A 15,327-nucleotide genomic window follows, 5' to 3' on the forward strand; every position below is an offset into this window, starting at 1 on the left:
TCACAACGACGGAGACCACGCAGACATATGGCGTAGTCGCATCGACGCACCTTGGGGGAGGGCACCATCCAATGGAAAAGTCAGCCACCTCGAACACGTCCGCCACACCCGCCCCGTCCGGCACGGAACCGTCCGCGTCCCCGCTCGCGCTGCCCGACCTGACCGGCCGCACGGCCGTCGTCACCGGGGCCAGCAGCGGTATCGGCCTCGCGACCGCGTGCGCGCTGGCCGGCAGCGGAGCCCGGGTCGTCCTCGCCTGCCGCAGGCCCGACATGGCCCGCGCCGCCGCCGCCCTGATCCGCCGGGCGCACCCGTCCGCCACCGTCGGGACCGGCCTGCTCGACCTCGCGGACCTCAGCGCGATCCGCCGCTTCGCCGACCGACTCGACTACGCACGCGTCGATTTACTCGTCAACAACGCCGGCCTCGCACTCGCCCCGCGCTCCCGCACCGCCGACGGCTTCGAAACCCACTTCGGTGTCAACCACTTGGGCACCTTCGCCCTCACGCTGCTCCTGCTGCCACGGCTGCTGGCGGCGCCCCGGCCGCGGGTGGTCACCGTCAGCAGCGAGGCGCAACGGGTCGCCGCGCTCGACCTCGCCGACCCCAACTGCGAGCGCCGCTACCGCCCTTGGGCGGCCTATCTGCGCTCCAAGCAGGCCAACCTGTACTTCGCCGCGGAACTCCAGCGGCGCGCCGACGCGGCCGGCACCCCGCTGCTGAGCATCGGCGCCGCACCCGGCCTGACCCGCACCAACGTCCTCGGCGCCAACGGCGAACACGCCGTGCTGCGCCGGGTGGTGCGGCTGCTCGGCAAGCCCCCGGCGCAAGGCGCCGCACCCGTGCTCTACGCGGCCACCGCCGACCTGCCCGGCGGCAGCTACGTCGCCCCGGGCGGGCCCATGCAGCAGCGCGGCGCCCCGCGCACCTGGCACCGCACCCGTACCCTCCACGACACCGCGACCGCCGGCCGGTTGTGGACGCTGTCGGAGGAAATGACCGGCGTACGGGCGGACTTCGGATACGCGACCGCGGCCTAGCCGATGCCCCCGGCGTCCTCGGCCCCGTCGTGCTCGGGGAGTCCGAAGCAGCGGCGCAGGTGGCGGGCGGCCTGGGTGGTCGCGGCGGTCGCCGCGTCCAGGGTGCCGGCCATGGCGAAGAAGCCGTGCGCCATGCCCGGGTAGCGGGTGAGCTCCACCGGCACGCCGGCGTCGGCGAGCCGGTGGGCGTACGCCTCGCCCTGGTCGCGCAGCGGGTCGTACTCCGCGGTGACGACCAGGGCGGGCGGCAGGCCGGACAGGTCGGCGGCCCGCAGCGGCGAGGCCAGCGGGTTCGCGGCGTCCGCCGGGTCGCGCAGGTAGTTGCGGGCGTACCAGGCCACCGAGTGGTGGTTGAACAGGTGCGGGTCGTCGTTCTCCCGCAGCGAGGCGTCGTCGGCGAGCTGGTCGGTGTTCGGGTAGACCAGCAACTGGCCCGCGAGCGGCGGGCCTTGGCGCTCGCGGGCGAGCAGCGTCACCGCGGCGGCGAGATTGCCGCCCGCGCTGTCCCCGCCCACCGCGAGCCGCGCCGGGTCCGCGCCCAGCTCCCGGGCGTGCGCGGCGACCCAGCGCAGCCCGGCGTGGCAGTCGTGCACCGCCGCCGGGAACGGGTGCTCGGGCGCGAGCCGGTAGCCGACGCTCACCACCAGGCACCCCGCCTCGGCGGCGAGCGTCCGGCACAGCACGTCGCTGGTGTCCAGGCTGCCGAGGGTCCAGCCGCCGCCGAAGCAGTAGAGCAGCACCGGCAGATGACGCCCGGGCCCCGGCCGGTAGACCCGGATCGGCAGCGCGCCGCCGGGCCCGGGGATCGTACGGTGCGTCACCTGGTGCAGCGCCCGCGGGCTCCCGCCGTCGGCCCGGATCGCTGCGAGGTCGGCGGCACGGGCGTCCGCGACCGACATCGCGTACAGCGGCGGCTCCCCGCTGCGGGCGCGCCGGTCACGCAGGGCCTGGAACTGCGGGTGGAGCGGCATGCGGGGCACCTCCGGGTGCGGGGCTCTTCGGCTGGCGTGGGGGCCCGGCGACACGCCGCTCGGCGGCGGCTGCGCGCCGGGCGGGCGGTGCGGCCGGGGATGTGCGGCGGTCCGCCGGCTCGGTCCGGGCGCGTTTCGTGGGCGTCATGGCTGCGGTTCGGTGGCGGTGGAGGCCGGGGGTGTGCGGGCGGCCGGCCGCTCGGTTCGGGTGCGTTTCGTGGTCGTCATGGCTGCGGTTCGGGGTCGAGGGCGGGGGCGGGGCTCGGGGGGCCCGTCCAGTGGTGCTGGGCGACCGTGAAGGCCGCGTCGCCCGAGAGGGCCACCGCCGCGCGGTAGCCGGGCGGGGCGGGGACGTCGGTGAGGCGGTAGCCGCGGGACCAGGCGTCGCGGGCGGGCAGGTCGGGCGGCGGCGGGCCGTCCGGGACGGGGACGCGCAGGGCCTGGGCCAGGCGCCCGCCGTGGGCCTTGGTCAGCGCCTCCTTGCGGGCCCACAGCCGGGCGAAGCGCTCGGCGCGGGTGAGGGCGTCGGGCGCGGCGCCGACGTGACCGGCTTCCTGGGGCGGGAAGTAGCGGCGGGCCATCGCCTCCGCGTCCAGCCGCGGCAGCACCTGCTGGACGTCCACGCCGACCGGCCGGGCCGCGCTGAGCGCGACCATCGCGACCTCCGCGGAGTGCGAGAGGTTCAGCTGCGCGCCCTGCCACCGGCCCGCCAGCTCCGGCTTGCCGTGCGGCCCGCGCCGGAACCGCAGCTCCCCGGCCGGCGCCCCGAGCCGCGCCGCGACGATGTGCCGCAGCGCCCCGTGCGCCAGCACGAACCGCCGCCGGTCCACCGCCGAGCGGTACGCCGCCGCCCGCTCCCGCTCCTCCGCGTCCAGCACGGCGAAAAGCTCGGCCTCCGCCGGGCCGGGCCCGGCCACCACCCACACCTCGACCTCATCCTCATCCACATCCGCATCCGCGTCCACGAGCGCCGCTCACCTCCCCGCCGCCTCCACCGGGTCACCGTGCGCCCGCACCAGCTCCGCCAGCCGGCGGACCCCCTCCGCGACGCGCTCCGGCGGCAGCGCGCTGCACGACAGCCGCACCGAGCGCCGCCCGCCGCCGGAACCCGGCGCGTAGAAGAAGCCCATCGGCGTCCACAGCACCCCGAAGTCCCGCCCCGAGACCTCCAGCATCGCCCCGTCCGCCGTCAACGGCACGTCCACGACGGCGAAGAAGCCGCCCGCCGGGGCGTTCCACCGCACCCGCGGATCCTCACCGAAGGACTGCTCCAACGCCCCCAGCAGCGCCCGCAGGTTGGCCCGGTAGAAGGCCGTCTTCTCCTTGCCCGCCGCCCGCAGGCTGCACCCGGACTCCACCAGGTAGCCGCCGATCACCGCCTGCGCGACCGGCGCGGTGTTCACCGTCAACAGGCTCTTGACGCTGGACAGTTCCTCCGCGAGCAGCGTGCGCGTGCCGTCCGCCGCCCGCACCGTCTGGTCGGCGACCAGGAAGCCCACCCGGGCGCCGGGGAAGGCGGACTTGGCGAACGAGCCCAGGTAGACCACCCGCCCGTCGGTGTCCAACGCCTTGAGCGTGGGCCGCGGTTCGTCGTCCAGGCCGAACAGCCCGTACGGGTCGTCCTCCAGCACCAGCAGCTCGCACTGCGCCGCGACCTCCAGCAGCCGCCGCCGCGCCGGCACCGGCATCGACGCGCCGGACGGGTTCGCGAAGCTCGGCACGACATAGAGGGCCCGTGGCCGGCGCCCCGAAACCCGTACCGCGGCGGCCACCTCCCGTACCGTCTCCGGGTCCAGCCCGTCCGCGGACTCCGGTACGGGCACGACCTCGACGCCCAGCAGCCGGGCCGCGCCCGTGAGGCCGACATAGCAGGGCTCGACCGCGAGCACGACGTCGCCGGGCAGCGCGCACAGGCCGCGCAGCGCCACGACCATGCCCTCCTGGCAGCCCGTGGTGACCATCACCGCGTCGCCGGGCACCTCGATGCCCTCGTCCACCGCGAGCATCCGGGCGATGAGGTCGCCGAGATAGCCGTTGGTGCGGCCGTACTGCAGCAGCCGCCGCTCGCGCTGCTCGTGGCTCAGGCCCTGCGCCTCCAGGTGCGCCAGGTAGCTGCGCAAGTAGCGGTGGACGTCGTCCGTGGTGTGGAAGCCGTCGTAAGGGCGGCCCGCCGCAAGGGAGATGGCGTCGGGGAAGCGGGCGGCGACCTCGTTGAGGAAGTTCATCGACGCCGACTCCGGGTCGGACACGGACGCGTGCAGGTCCTCGCGGGCCAACTCCACTGTCATCGGGCCTCCGTTCGCAGCACCACCGCCGACGCGTCGACCGACGCGAGGTCCGGGCGGCCGGTCAGCGCCATCGTGTGCGCCAACTCCTCGGTCGCCAGGTCCAGTACACCCGCCACGCCCGCCGCGCCGCCCGCCGCGAGCCCCCACAGCACGGGCCGCCCCAGCAGCACCGCCCGGGCGCCGAGCGCGAGCGCCGCGAAGGCGTCGGTGCCGCCGCGCACCCCGCCGTCCAGCAGCACCGGGCACGCCCCGCCGACCGCCGCCACGACCTCCGCGAGCGCGTCCAGGCTCGCCGGCGCCCCGTCCAGCTGCCGCCCGCCGTGGTTGGACACGATCAGCGCGTCGGCGCCGTGCGCCACCGCCAGGGCCGCGTCCTCGCCGGTCAGGATGCCCTTCAGGACCAGCGGCAGATCGCTGCGCTCCCGCAGCCACGCCAGGTCCGCCCAGGTCACCGAGGGGTCCACGGCCTCGACGGCGTGCGTCGCCAGCGCAGAGCGGCCGGCGCCCGGGACGTGCGCGGCGGCCGTCAGCGCCGGGTCGAGGTTGGCGGCGCGGATGCCGGGGCCCAGGGCGAAGCCGTTGCGTGCGTCCCGGTGCCGGCGGCCGAGCCGCGGCGCGTCCACCGTCAGCACGATCGCCCGGCAACCGGCCGCCGCCGCCCGGGATATGAGCGCGGCCAGCGCCTCCCGCCGGCGCAGCCAGTACAGCTGCATCCACAGCGGGCCGCCCGCCGCCGCGGCGATGTCCTCGACGGTACGGCTGGCGTAGATGCTCACCACGAAGAGCGCCCCCGCCGCCGCCGCGCCCCGCGCCGTCCCCACCTCCCCGTCCGGGTGGACCAGTTGGTGGTACGCGGTCGGCGCGATCCCGACCGGGGTGCGCAGGCGCGCCCCGAGCAGTTCGGTGCCGGTGTCGCACACCGAGACGTCCACGAGCACCCGGGGCCGCAGCGAAACGCGCCCGTACGCCCGCCGGTTCGCCGCGACGGTCCGCTCGCTCTCGGCGCCGCCCTCGATGAAGTCCCAGACGGCGCCGTCGAGTCGGCCGCGCGCGACCTGCTCGTAGTCGTGGAGGGTGGCCGGTGCCACGGTCTGCGGCAGCGTCATCGCCGCCCCCCGGAGCCGGAGATGGAGCCGGAGAGGGAGCCGGCGGCGGCGTCCACGGTCGCGAGGGCGAGGCCGCCGCCGGCCGCCCGGTCGGCCAGCACGAAGCGCCGCGCGACGGGGCGGCCGTCCGGCGGCGGCTGGGTCCGCATCGCCGCCGGGGGCCCGGTACGGGCGCCGGTACGGTCCGCGCCGACGAGCACGCGCGGCTCGGGCGTCCCGTCGCCCACCCGGGCGCGGCCCGGGGCCGCCCGCTCGACCTCCCCGGCCAGCTCCCACCACACCCCGGTGCCGGGCCGCCCCGGCTCCGCGGTCCGCACCCGCTGTACGCCGGCCAGCTCGCCCGGCAACCCGTCCGGCAGCCCGCCCGCCAGCCCCTGGCCGAGGATCGCCGTGACGTCCCCCGGCGCCTCCCCGTCCGGGCCCGCGAGCCCCGTCGGGCCCAGCAGCAGCCCCACCCCGTACGCGCCGGACGGCAGCACCGCCGCCCCGGGAGGGTACGGCAGCACCGGCTGCTCCACGACCAGCAGCAGTGCCCGCGCCGGGCCCGCGCCCGCCGCGTACGCCCGGGCCAGCCGCAGCGCCGTGAAGGCGGCCGTGTGCGTCTCGTCGGACACCGCAAAGGCCAGCGGGCCGCCCGGGCACACATGGCTCAGCCACGTCGCCGTCGCGCGGCCCGGCGTGACGTCCGGCACGCTGTACGCCAGGACCAGCAGGTCCACCGACTCGCCCGGCGGCACCGCGGCGCGGATCAGCGCCTCGGCCATCTCGCCGTACGACTGGCCGCCGCGGGCGAACGCCGCCTCGTCCAGGGCGAGTTCGTACGGCCGCAGCATGTCGGTGAGGTAGGTGCGCAGCCGCCCGCTGTGCACGGGGTCGGCGGCGACGGCCGCGGCGCCGGGAAAGGCCAGGCGTGCGGCCCGGCGGACGCCCCAGCCCGCGGGGACGTCCTGGTCGGGGCCACTGGGCAGATAGGTGCGCATCCTCGGCCGCCTCAGGCTTCCGTCAGCAGATTCCCCGCCACGTAGTCGGCGAGCGAGCCGACCGTGCCGAAGTCGTCGCGGCCCAGGTCCTCGACGCTGATCTCCAGCTCCAGCCGCTCCTCCAGTTCGAGGACCAGCTCCAGGCCGGTCGTCGAGCTGAGCCCCAGCGCGTCCATCAGCGCGGTGTCCTCGGTGACCCCGTCCACCTCGCGCCGCAGCACCTGCGGCAGCAGCTCGCGGATGCTGCCGACGAGCCGTTCGCGCAGCTCGGGATCGGCCGCGGCGGGGGCGGCGGTGTTCTGCTCCGTCATGGTCAGGCAAGCCTCTCTGGGAAGAACGGGGGAGTCGGGGCGGGTCAGTGGACCAGGACCATCGCGGAGAAGGCCGCGCCGAGACCGGCGCCGGCCGCGGCGACCACATACGGTTCGCCCGGCCGCAGCAGCCCGCGCTCCTTCGCGGTGCGGTAGTTGACGAAGCTGTCGGCGCAGAAGAGGTGCCCGGTGCCCGTCACGTGGTCGAGCAGCACGCGCTCGCGCGGGTAGCCGAGGATGCGGCACACCTGCTTCCACGCCTGGTGGTTCACGTTGTGCGGCAGGATCGCCGCGATGCCGTCCACCGCCAGCCCGGCCCGGCCGACCGCCGCGGTGATCGCGGCGGCGAGCGCTTCGGCGTAGATCCGCTGGAATTCCAGGGCGAGTTCGGGCTCCTCGGAGTCGAACTCCCCGCGCAGCTCGGTCGCGTAGCACAGCATGCGGTCGCGCTCGCCGGACGCGGCGACCAGGCAGGCCGCCGCGCCCTCGCCGAAGAAGGAGGTGTCGGGCACGAGTTGGGCCTCGCCGGTGAAGGCCTTCTCGCCGGTGAGGACGAGCGCGAGGCCGTCCGGGTCGCCGTCCGCCGCGAGCAGCCGCCCGGCCGCGTCCAGCGCCAGCAGGCCGGACGCGCACGCGTGGTGCCCGACCGAGAACGCCGTGGCGTGGCCCAGCCCGTACTCCTCGCACAGCCGCCGCAGCGGGTCGTGGCCGTACGGCGTGACGGTGGGGAAGGTGCGGGCGTGCAGCACGTACCGCACCCGGTGCTCCTGGCCGCGGAGTCCTTCGAGCCGGTCGAGGGCGCCGCGCAGCAGATCGCCGAGGCCGCCCCCGGGGTCGCGGGCGACCTCGCCGAGCCGGTGGTAGCGCCGGAAGACCTTGACCTGCATGGCGCTGAGCCCGAGCCGGCCGGCGGGCTCCTCGATCGGCACGCGGCCCGCCGGCACGTACGCGGCCACCGCGGCGAGCGAGGTCACCGGCCGGCCTCCACCGGCTCGGCTCCAGCGGCCTCGGCTTGCGCTCCCTCACCCGGCGCGAGCCCCGCCGGGACGGCCTCCGGGACCGCCTCCGGGACCGGCCCCGCGACCGCCTCTGCGACCACCTCCGAGACCGCCGCCTCGATCGCCGCGGCCTCCATGGCGTAGGCGAACGCCTCCGCCTGCGCGGGCGAGACGTAATGCGTGTCGATGCGGATCTCGAACCGCAGCCCGCCCTCCGCCGTGTCGTCCACGTGCATGAAGAACCGCTCGGTCTGGGCGTCCTCCTCGGCGATCCAGCGGAAGACCGTGTCCGCGCGCGCCGCGAGCAGCTCCCGCGCCAGCTCCTGCGGGTCCGCCTCCGCGTCCGCGCCGGCGCCCGGCGGCGGCTCGTACGTGCTGCGGTTGTTGAAGTACGTGCGGATCTCGGCGTCCTCGCCGCGCTCGACCGAGATCCGCGCGACCAGCTCGTCCAGCGCCTCGGGATCGAAATATGCGTGCTTGTACGCCGCCATGCTGCCGCGCCGGGCCCGCTCGACGACCTCGGCCGCCGTCGCGCCGGCGACGTCGATCACGCACACGCCCGCCTGCGCCACCATGCACACGACGTCCGAGAAGGCCGCCCGGAAGCGGTTGTTGACCACCGGCCGCACCACCACCGGATCGATCCCGGTGGCCCGGTACAGCCCGATCGCGAACAGCCCCAGCAGAACTCCCGGTATGCCGGTGCCCGTTCGCGCCGAGATCCGCGGCAGCGCCGCCACCAGCGCCGGCGAGTGGAACTCGGCACCCCAGTGCCGGGGGCTGCGCGGGTCCGTCGGACCGGGCAACTGCCGTGCCGGCATGGTCCGCAGGACGTTCTCGAAGTGCCGCAGCGCCCGCTCGCTCTGCCGCTGCCCGGCGGGTGAGCGCTGCCACCGCGCCTGCTCCAGCTGCTGCATGCCGCTGACCGGCGAGGTGTCCCGGGTCGCGACCTGGCGCAGCATGATCGCGCCGCCGAGGCCGTCGGTCACCAAGTGGTGCATGACGGTGACCAGATGGACCGGCCGGCCGTGCTGCCGTACCGCCCCCATCCGCACCGGCCACTCCCCGGCGAAGTCGAACTCCCGGTCCCGGTACGCCTGTTCGACTGCGGCGGCGACCTCGTCCGGGTCGGCGTCCGGCGGGGCGTCGTAGACCTCCAGCACGGTCTGCCCGGTGGCGAAGAGCTGCTGCAGGGCCCGGCCGCCGGGCGCGAAACGCAGCCGGGTGCGCATCGAGGGGAACCGCTCCAGCAGATAGCGCAGTTCGGCCGCCAGGTCGTCGACCGTCGTGCCCGGCTCCAGCGCGGCCCGCCCGCCGATCGGCAGCGGGCTGCGCTGCCGGGCCATCGCCTGCCAGATCTCCCACATGCCCCAGGACATCTCGGCCACGCCCTCGCCGTCCCCGGCGAAGTCCACGACCACCCGCTCGCTGACGACCGGCGCCCCGCCCGTACCCTCCACCTCGCCTGCGTCCCCGCCCGTACCCGCCACGCCCGGCACGTCTTCGGCGGCGTCCGCCGCCCGCTCCTGCGTCGTCATGTCACACCCCCGCCGTCTGCGCCCGGTGCCGCTGCCGCATCAGGAACTTGCGCACCTTCCCCGTCGGCCCCGTGATGAGGTCCGACTCCGAGATGACGACGACGTTCCGCAGCGTCGCCGCCGCCGCGGCGGTCAGCGCGCCGCGCACCGCGGCCGTACGGTCCCGGCCCGCGTCCGCGGAGTTCGCGTCCCCGTCCCCGTCCCCGTGCGCGTCGGCGTCCGCGTGCAGCGCCAGCAGCACGTCCGTCACGACCCGCCCGTCCACCTCCGCCGAGACCACCGTGCAGTCGTGCACGTCCGGGCACGCGGCGAGGATCCGCTCCTCCGACATCGCCGTGTACAGCCACTCCCCGCCGCCCAGGTCGACCGCGTCCACCGCCCGGTCGACGTGGTAGTAGTAGCCCTCCTCGTCGCGGTACATCAGGTCGCCCGTGAGGTAGTAGCCGGCCAGCCGGTTGCGGTAGGTCGCGCCCGAGTCGTTCCAGTAGCCGGGCGCCAACGTCGGCGCCTTCAAGCCCAGTTGGCCGACCTCGCCGACCGGCACCTCGCGGCCTGTCGCCGTGTCGAGCAGCGCCACCTCCGCGAAGCCGTGCGGCACGCCGACGCAGCGCCCGTACCGCCCGGTCGTGCGGGTGTGGGTGATGTGGAAGGCGGAGTGGCCCATCTCGGTGGAGCCCAGGCCGTCGACGAAGCTGGAGCCGGGCAGCCGGCGTACGCCCTCGCGCGTCACCGTCTCGCGCGAGCCGACCGCCACCAGCCGCCGGATGTGCGGCTCGTGCGCGCAGTCCCCGGTGTTGAACCACAGCGACACCGAGTCCAGGTCCCGCCCCGCCAGGTCCAGCCGGGCCATCTGCGCCCAGGTCGCGGCGAACCCGAGCACCCCGCTGGGCTTCCAGCGCTCGATCGCCCGCACGACCGCCGCGCCGTCGTTCTGCGTCGACAGGAACAGCAGCCCGCTGCGCAGGCACAGCGCCATGTTCAGCGCCGAGATGCCGGCCGCGTGCGCCGCGGGCAGCGCGCTGAGGATCCGCTCGGCGCCCCGCGCGCGCGGCGCCGACAGCCGGAAGAGCCGCATCGCGGCGAACAGGCTCGCGTGCGAGTGCACGACCGCGGCGGGCGTACGGGTCGTGCCGGAGGAGTGCGTGATCGCGATCGGGTCGTCCGCGTGGTGCCGGTACGGCTCGGGCGCGTCCGCCGGGTCGGCCGTACCGGTCTCCGCGGCGTCCGCGTGCACCGCGGGCCCGCCCAGGTCGTGGCCGGCCAGCCGCGCCCGGTGCTCGGCGTCGGTCACCAGCGCGACCCCGCGCAGCCGCCGTACGTACTCCGCGGCGATGTCACCGGGCAGGTACTGGTTCATCAGCGCGGGGATCGCGCCGAGCCAGGCCAGCGCGAGGAAGCTCAGCATGCAGTCCGCCGAGCTCGACACGTAGACCGCGACGGGGTCGCGCGGCCCGATGCCGTGCGCGTGCCACCACGCCGCCCGGGCCGCCACCCGGTCCCGCAACTGGCCGAGCGTCAGCTCCTGCCACGCCGGGTGCCCGTCCACGGGCACGTCGAAGGCCGCGCCCGGCCCGTCCGGGTCCGCCCCGTGCGCGAAGAGCCGGGGCAGCACGTTGCCCGCGCCCAGCTCCGGGTCGGCCGCGAGCCTGGCCCGCATGTTGCTGCCGGTCACAGCGTTCCTCCTACGTATCGCCTCGTCCTGCGCCGCTTCATCCGTCTCCACCCGCCGCCACTCGTCACCCGTCGCCGTCCGCCGTTCATGCGCGTTCACCCGACCCCCGCCACCTTCTCGACGGCCGCCCGCAGTTGCGCCCGGGTCGGCTGGCACGCCAGGTCCAGCTCGCGCGCGAAGGGCAGCACCGCGCCGTCCGGGCGGGTCACCCGGCGCGGCGGGGCCGTCAGCCGCATCTCCTCCGCCGCCGTCGCGACGATCTCCGCCCCGATGCCGCACGTCCGGTTGGAGTCGTCCACGACCACCAGCCGCCCGGTCCGCTCCAGCGACGCCGCCAGCCCCCGCCAGTCGAACGGGTAGAGCGTGCGCGGGTCGAACACCTCCACCGACACCGTCCCCGCCAGCTCCTCCGCCACCGCGAGCGCGTCCCGCACCAGATGCCCGACCGCCACCACCGTGACGTCCGTACCGGCCCGGTGCACCCGCCCCGAGCCCAGCGGCACCGGCGCGAGCGCCCCGAAGTCCACGTCCTCGCGCAGCGGCAGCGCGCCGGCCGGCGCGAAGACGACGACCGGGTCGTCGTCCCGGATCGCCGTCACCAGCAGCCCGTACGCGTCCGTCGCCGTCGCCGGCACCACCGTCTTCACCCCGACATGCGCGAACAGGCTGTACGGGTGGTCCGAATGCTGGCCCGCCCAGCTGTCGCGCGAACCGGAACCGGGCAGCAGATACGTCACCGGCACCCGGGTCTGCCCGCCCGTCATCAGGGCGAACTTGTGCGCCTGGTTGGCGATCTGCTCGAAGACCAGGAAGAGCAGCGCCGGGATCTGGAACTCCACCAGCGGTCGCATCCCGGCCATCGCCGCGCCGGTCGCGAAACTCGTGAACGCCTGCTCCGAGATGGGCGTGTCCAGCACCCGGTCGGGCCCGAAGCGCCGCAGCAGCCCGGCGGTCGCGTAGCCGACGGCCACCCCGACGTCCTCGCCGAGCACGCACACCGCCGGGTCGCGCTCCATCTCGTCGCCGATGGCCCGGTTGAGCGCCTTGAGATAGGACAGGTTCGGCATCACAGCGCCCCCGCCCTGGGCCGCAGCCCGCTCGCGTACAGCCCGTCGAGCGCGGTCGCCGGGTCCGGGTGCGGCCCGTCGAGCGCATACCGTACGGCCGCGTCCAGCAGCCCCGCGGTCTCCGCGTCGATCGCCGCCCGGGTCGCCCGCGCGATGCGGGCGCCCTGCACCTCCAGCGGATCGCGGGCCCGGCCGGCTTCGACCTCGGCGTCGGTGCGGTAGCGGGGGCGGGCGGTGTGCTCCCACGTGTGGTGGGCGTCGAAGCGGTACGTCACGCACTCCACCAGCGACGGCCCCGCCCCCGTACGGGCCCGTGCGGCGGCCTCGGCGGTGGCGTCCCGTACGGCCTCGGCGTCCATGCCGTCCACCGTGACCGCGGGGATGCCGAAGGCCGCGGCCCGGGCGGTGACGGTGCCGGCCATGGTGTCCTGCGGGCGCATGGACGTCGCGAAGCCGTTGTTCTCGCACACCAGCACCAGCGGGACCCGCCACAGGGCGGCGAGGTTGAACGCCTCCAGCACCACGCCCTGGCTGACCGCCCCGTCACCGAAGTACGTGAGCGCGACCCGGTCCGTGCCGTCCGCCGCGGCGGGGCGGTACGTACCCGGCCCGTACGCCGCCGAGCGGCGCATCGCCCACGCCGCGCCCGCGGCGATCGGCACCGCGGCGCCGACGATCGCGTTCGCGCCCAGCACGCCCACCGCGAAGTCCGCCGCGTGCATCGAGCCGCCGCGGCCCTGGTTGAGCCCGGTCGTGCGGCCGGCGAGCTCGGCCATCATGCGGGCCGGGTCGGCGCCCTTGGCCAGGACGTGGCCGTGGCCGCGGTGGGTGCTGGTGACGACGTCGCCGGGCCGCAGCGCCGCGCACGTGCCCGCGGCGACCGCCTCCTGGCCCGTGCACGGGTGGATGCCGCCGCGGATCACGCCGGAGCGCACGAGCTCCACCGCGCGCTGCTCGAAGCCGCGGATGAGGGCGATCGTCCGGTAGAGCCCGGCGGCGGCGTCCCCGGCCGCGGGTGGTGCGTCAGCCACGGTCCGCCGCGGCTTCCGTACGCCACAGCACCGGGCAGTACGCGGGGTCGGCGTAGTCGGGCCGGCCGTCCGGCAGCCGGCGCACCAGCACGTCGTGGTTGTACGCGGCGTGCGTGCCGTCGCTCAGCGGGAAGCGGCGGTATTCGTTGCCGCCGTCCTGCATGTGCAGCGAGATCGCCCGGCGCGGCCGGTCGCTGCGGTTGGTGCCGCTGCCGTGGTAGGTCAGGCAGTGGTGGAAGGTCATATGGCCCTTGGGGATCGCCAGCGGCACCTTGCGCACCTCGGCGCCGTTGAACGCGGCGTTCTCGGCGAGCAGTTGCTCCAGCTGGCTCTTGTCGCGGTCGGCGAAGTGCCGGGTCATCGAGTCCTCCCGGCCGGTCTCCTTCCACCGGTGGCTGCCGTCGACGACGGTGAGCGTGCCCATCTCCTCGCCGCAGTCGTGGAAGGGGATGAACGCGGTCAGCATCCGCTCGGAGGTGGACGTCGACCAGTAGTGCTTGTCGATGTGCCACGGCACGACGTTGCTCGGCTCGCCCGCGATCGGCGGCTTGAGGATGAGCGTGGACTGGAAGACCCGGATCTCCGCCGCCTGCGCAAGGCGCGCCGCGACCGCGCCGATCAGCGGCTTGCGCAGGACGCGGGCGATCGGGTCGCTCTCGTAGTGCACGTAGTCGTTGTGCCGCTGCACCGGCCCGTCCGACGGCTGCCAGGCCGCGAGCCGCGGCGGCCGGACCGGCAGCGTACGGCTGCGCTCGCCCTCGTAGTAGGCGTCGCTCGCCGCGACGAGCGCGTCCACCTCGTCGTCGGTCAGCAGCTTCTTGGTCAGGAACCAGCCGTGCTCGGCGTAGAAGGCGACGTCGTCGTCATCGGGCAGCAGCGCCGACTCGGCCTCGGTGAGGGCGAATTCGCGCGCGAGCGGGTCGGTCTGCGCGAGCGGTTCTGCCTGCGCGGGCGGGTCGGTCCGCGCGGGCGCGGTGGTCGTACGGTCCTGGTCGGTGGTCATCTCACAGCCCTGCCTTCGTGGTCGGACGGACGGCGTCCAGCTCGCGCTGCTTGGCCTCGTACAGCGCGGGGATGTTGCTGGTGCCGAAGGTGCGGGCGCCGTGCCGCTCGATCAGCTCCCAGAAGTAGGTCCGCCGTACGTGCAGGGACTGGGCGAAGATCTGGTACATCTGGCCCCAGTGATCGCGGTCGACGAGGATGCCGCGCGGGCGCAGCCGGTCCACCGGCACGTCCACGGCGCCGAGCCGGCCGCCGAGCGTGTCGTAGTAGCTGGCCGGCGTCGGCGCGAAGCCGACCCCGCGCTCGCCGAGCGCGTCCACGGCGGCGACGATGTCGTGCGTGCTCAGCGCCAGGTGCTGTACGCCGGGGCCGCCGTGCCAGGCCAGGAAGTCGTCGATCTGGCCGGGCGTGTGGGTGAGGTCGGGCTGGATGAGGGTGAGCGTCGCGCCGCCGCCGGGGCTCTGCACCACCTGCGAGAACATCCCCTGGCCGCCGACCTCGATGTACTCCTCGAAGATCATGTCGAAGCCGAACGCCTCGTGGTAGAAGCGGACCGTCGCGTCGAGCGTGCCGGCCTCCAGGCACACCGCCGCGTGGTCGATGGTGTGCAGCAGGTCCGCTTCCGCGGGCGGCGGCACGTCCTGCATCTCGATCACGCCGGGCAGGAACTCGCCCGGCGCGCCGTGCCGTTCCACCAGCCGGTGCGTCACATCGCCGAAGCCGGACACGGTCGCGGTCAGCACGGTGGCGTCCTTGCCCTCGTGCGTGCGCGGCGCCTCGATCGCGGTCGCCCCACCGGCCACCGCCCCGGCGAACGCACTCCGCGCGTCCGGCGTCCCGAACGCGACCACCGCCACGCCGTCCCCGTGCCGGGCCACGTAGTCCACCGCCGGGTGGTCGGGCCGCAACGCCGAGGTCAGCAGCACCCGGCTGTCGCCCTGTCCCAGCAGCAGGCTGCGCTGCCCGTCGAGTCCCGTCTCGGGGCCGCCCTGTCCGTACAGCCGGAAGCCGAAGGCGGAACACAGGACGAACGCCGCCTGGCGCGCGTCCCCCACGTAGAACTCGACATGATCGATGCCGAGGTAATCCATTGCCGCTCCTTGGTCGATGACGTGCAGACGTTCAGGTGCGCTGACGTTCAGGTGCGCTGAGCTTCCGGCGTGCTGAGGTTCCGGCGTTCGGTGGTGCTGAGGTTCAGGCGGGCTGACGGTCAGGGGTGCTGAGGGCTGGCGGGGTCGGGGCGTGGTTGGGCTGACGATCAGGCGGACTGACGGTCGGGAGCGCTGACGGTCGGCGGGTCGGGTGGACTGATGCTCGGTCGGG

14 protein-coding genes are annotated in these 15,327 nt (G+C 75.4%); 1 reads left to right on the forward strand and 13 read right to left on the reverse strand.

Annotation, left to right across the window (positions count from 1 at the left end; all coding sequences use genetic code 11):
• Positions 1 to 71 precede the first annotated feature (71 nt).
• Positions 72 to 1,040: an oxidoreductase gene (locus tag HCN08_RS11140; protein ID WP_167982813.1), complete on the forward strand. Its 969-nt coding sequence runs from the start codon at positions 72 to 74 to the stop codon at positions 1,038 to 1,040.
• On the opposite strand, the gene HCN08_RS11145 is transcribed toward HCN08_RS11140, so the two are convergent.
• The 13 genes from HCN08_RS11145 to hppD all read right to left on the reverse strand — a co-directional run bounded on the left by HCN08_RS11145 (position 1,037) and on the right by hppD (position 15,095).
• A complete protein-coding gene (locus HCN08_RS11145) occupies positions 1,037 to 2,011 on the reverse strand; it encodes an alpha/beta hydrolase (RefSeq protein ID WP_167982814.1) in 975 nt (324 codons plus the stop codon). The two genes, HCN08_RS11140 and HCN08_RS11145, sit on opposite strands and share 4 nt — an antisense overlap.
• A 224-nt stretch (positions 2,012 to 2,235) precedes the next feature.
• On the reverse strand, positions 2,236 to 2,958 hold the full coding sequence (locus HCN08_RS36530; protein ID WP_167982815.1) for a 4'-phosphopantetheinyl transferase family protein: 723 nt from the start codon (positions 2,956 to 2,958) through the stop codon (positions 2,236 to 2,238).
• 27 nt (positions 2,959 to 2,985) lie between these two features.
• Positions 2,986 to 4,299: an aminotransferase-like domain-containing protein gene (locus tag HCN08_RS11155; RefSeq protein ID WP_206318618.1), complete on the reverse strand. Its 1,314-nt coding sequence runs from the start codon at positions 4,297 to 4,299 to the stop codon at positions 2,986 to 2,988.
• Positions 4,296 to 5,405, reverse strand: coding sequence for an alpha-hydroxy acid oxidase (locus HCN08_RS11160; RefSeq protein ID WP_167982816.1), 1,110 nt, complete (start codon positions 5,403 to 5,405; stop codon positions 4,296 to 4,298). Before HCN08_RS11160 ends, HCN08_RS11155 begins: the two co-directional genes overlap by 4 nt.
• A complete protein-coding gene (locus HCN08_RS11165; protein WP_167982817.1) occupies positions 5,402 to 6,385 on the reverse strand; it encodes a hypothetical protein in 984 nt (327 codons plus the stop codon). Before HCN08_RS11165 ends, HCN08_RS11160 begins: the two co-directional genes overlap by 4 nt.
• A gap of 11 nt (positions 6,386 to 6,396) precedes the next feature.
• Entirely contained in the window at positions 6,397 to 6,696 is a 300-nt protein-coding gene (locus tag HCN08_RS11170; RefSeq protein ID WP_167982818.1) for a phosphopantetheine-binding protein, read from the reverse strand.
• A gap of 44 nt (positions 6,697 to 6,740) precedes the next feature.
• Complete coding sequence (locus HCN08_RS11175) at positions 6,741 to 7,670, reverse strand: 3-oxoacyl-[acyl-carrier-protein] synthase III C-terminal domain-containing protein (protein WP_167982819.1); 930 nt, start codon at positions 7,668 to 7,670, stop codon at positions 6,741 to 6,743.
• Complete coding sequence (locus tag HCN08_RS11180) at positions 7,667 to 9,232, reverse strand: condensation domain-containing protein (RefSeq protein ID WP_167982820.1); 1,566 nt, start codon at positions 9,230 to 9,232, stop codon at positions 7,667 to 7,669. Before HCN08_RS11180 ends, HCN08_RS11175 begins: the two co-directional genes overlap by 4 nt.
• 1 nt (position 9,233) lies before the next feature.
• Positions 9,234 to 10,904: a class I adenylate-forming enzyme family protein gene (locus HCN08_RS11185; protein WP_322974376.1), complete on the reverse strand. Its 1,671-nt coding sequence runs from the start codon at positions 10,902 to 10,904 to the stop codon at positions 9,234 to 9,236.
• A 95-nt stretch (positions 10,905 to 10,999) separates the two neighbouring features.
• Positions 11,000 to 11,971, reverse strand: coding sequence for an alpha-ketoacid dehydrogenase subunit beta (locus HCN08_RS36115; protein ID WP_167982821.1), 972 nt, complete (start codon positions 11,969 to 11,971; stop codon positions 11,000 to 11,002).
• Complete coding sequence (locus HCN08_RS11195; protein WP_167982822.1) at positions 11,971 to 13,002, reverse strand: thiamine pyrophosphate-dependent dehydrogenase E1 component subunit alpha; 1,032 nt, start codon at positions 13,000 to 13,002, stop codon at positions 11,971 to 11,973. Before HCN08_RS11195 ends, HCN08_RS36115 begins: the two co-directional genes overlap by 1 nt.
• Positions 12,995 to 14,005: a phytanoyl-CoA dioxygenase family protein gene (locus tag HCN08_RS11200; RefSeq protein ID WP_167982823.1), complete on the reverse strand. Its 1,011-nt coding sequence runs from the start codon at positions 14,003 to 14,005 to the stop codon at positions 12,995 to 12,997. Before HCN08_RS11200 ends, HCN08_RS11195 begins: the two co-directional genes overlap by 8 nt.
• Position 14,006: 1 nt before the next feature.
• A complete protein-coding gene (gene hppD, locus HCN08_RS11205; RefSeq protein ID WP_167982824.1) occupies positions 14,007 to 15,095 on the reverse strand; it encodes a 4-hydroxyphenylpyruvate dioxygenase in 1,089 nt (362 codons plus the stop codon).
• Between the last annotated feature and the right edge of the window lie 232 nt (positions 15,096 to 15,327).

Source organism: Actinacidiphila epipremni (assembly GCF_012034175.1).
Classification (GTDB): domain Bacteria; phylum Actinomycetota; class Actinomycetes; order Streptomycetales; family Streptomycetaceae; genus Actinacidiphila; species Actinacidiphila epipremni.

Excerpts from the sequence above, each read along its gene's own strand:
- HCN08_RS11145 (WP_167982814.1), bottom strand. The coding sequence starts at position 2,011 with ATGCCGCTCCACCCGCAGTTCCAGGCCCTGCGTGACCGGCGCGCCCGC.
- HCN08_RS11155 (WP_206318618.1), bottom strand. The coding sequence starts at position 4,299 with ATGACAGTGGAGTTGGCCCGCGAGGACCTGCACGCGTCCGTGTCCGAC.
- HCN08_RS36115 (WP_167982821.1), bottom strand. The coding sequence starts at position 11,971 with ATGCCGAACCTGTCCTATCTCAAGGCGCTCAACCGGGCCATCGGCGAC.
- HCN08_RS11170 (WP_167982818.1), bottom strand. The coding sequence starts at position 6,696 with ATGACGGAGCAGAACACCGCCGCCCCCGCCGCGGCCGATCCCGAGCTG.
- hppD (WP_167982824.1), bottom strand. The coding sequence starts at position 15,095 with ATGGATTACCTCGGCATCGATCATGTCGAGTTCTACGTGGGGGACGCG.
- HCN08_RS11160 (WP_167982816.1), bottom strand. The coding sequence starts at position 5,405 with ATGACGCTGCCGCAGACCGTGGCACCGGCCACCCTCCACGACTACGAG.
- HCN08_RS11200 (WP_167982823.1), bottom strand. The coding sequence starts at position 14,005 with ATGACCACCGACCAGGACCGTACGACCACCGCGCCCGCGCGGACCGAC.
- HCN08_RS11140 (WP_167982813.1), top strand. The coding sequence starts at position 72 with ATGGAAAAGTCAGCCACCTCGAACACGTCCGCCACACCCGCCCCGTCC.
- HCN08_RS11165 (WP_167982817.1), bottom strand. The coding sequence starts at position 6,385 with ATGCGCACCTATCTGCCCAGTGGCCCCGACCAGGACGTCCCCGCGGGC.
- HCN08_RS11180 (WP_167982820.1), bottom strand. The coding sequence starts at position 9,232 with ATGACGACGCAGGAGCGGGCGGCGGACGCCGCCGAAGACGTGCCGGGC.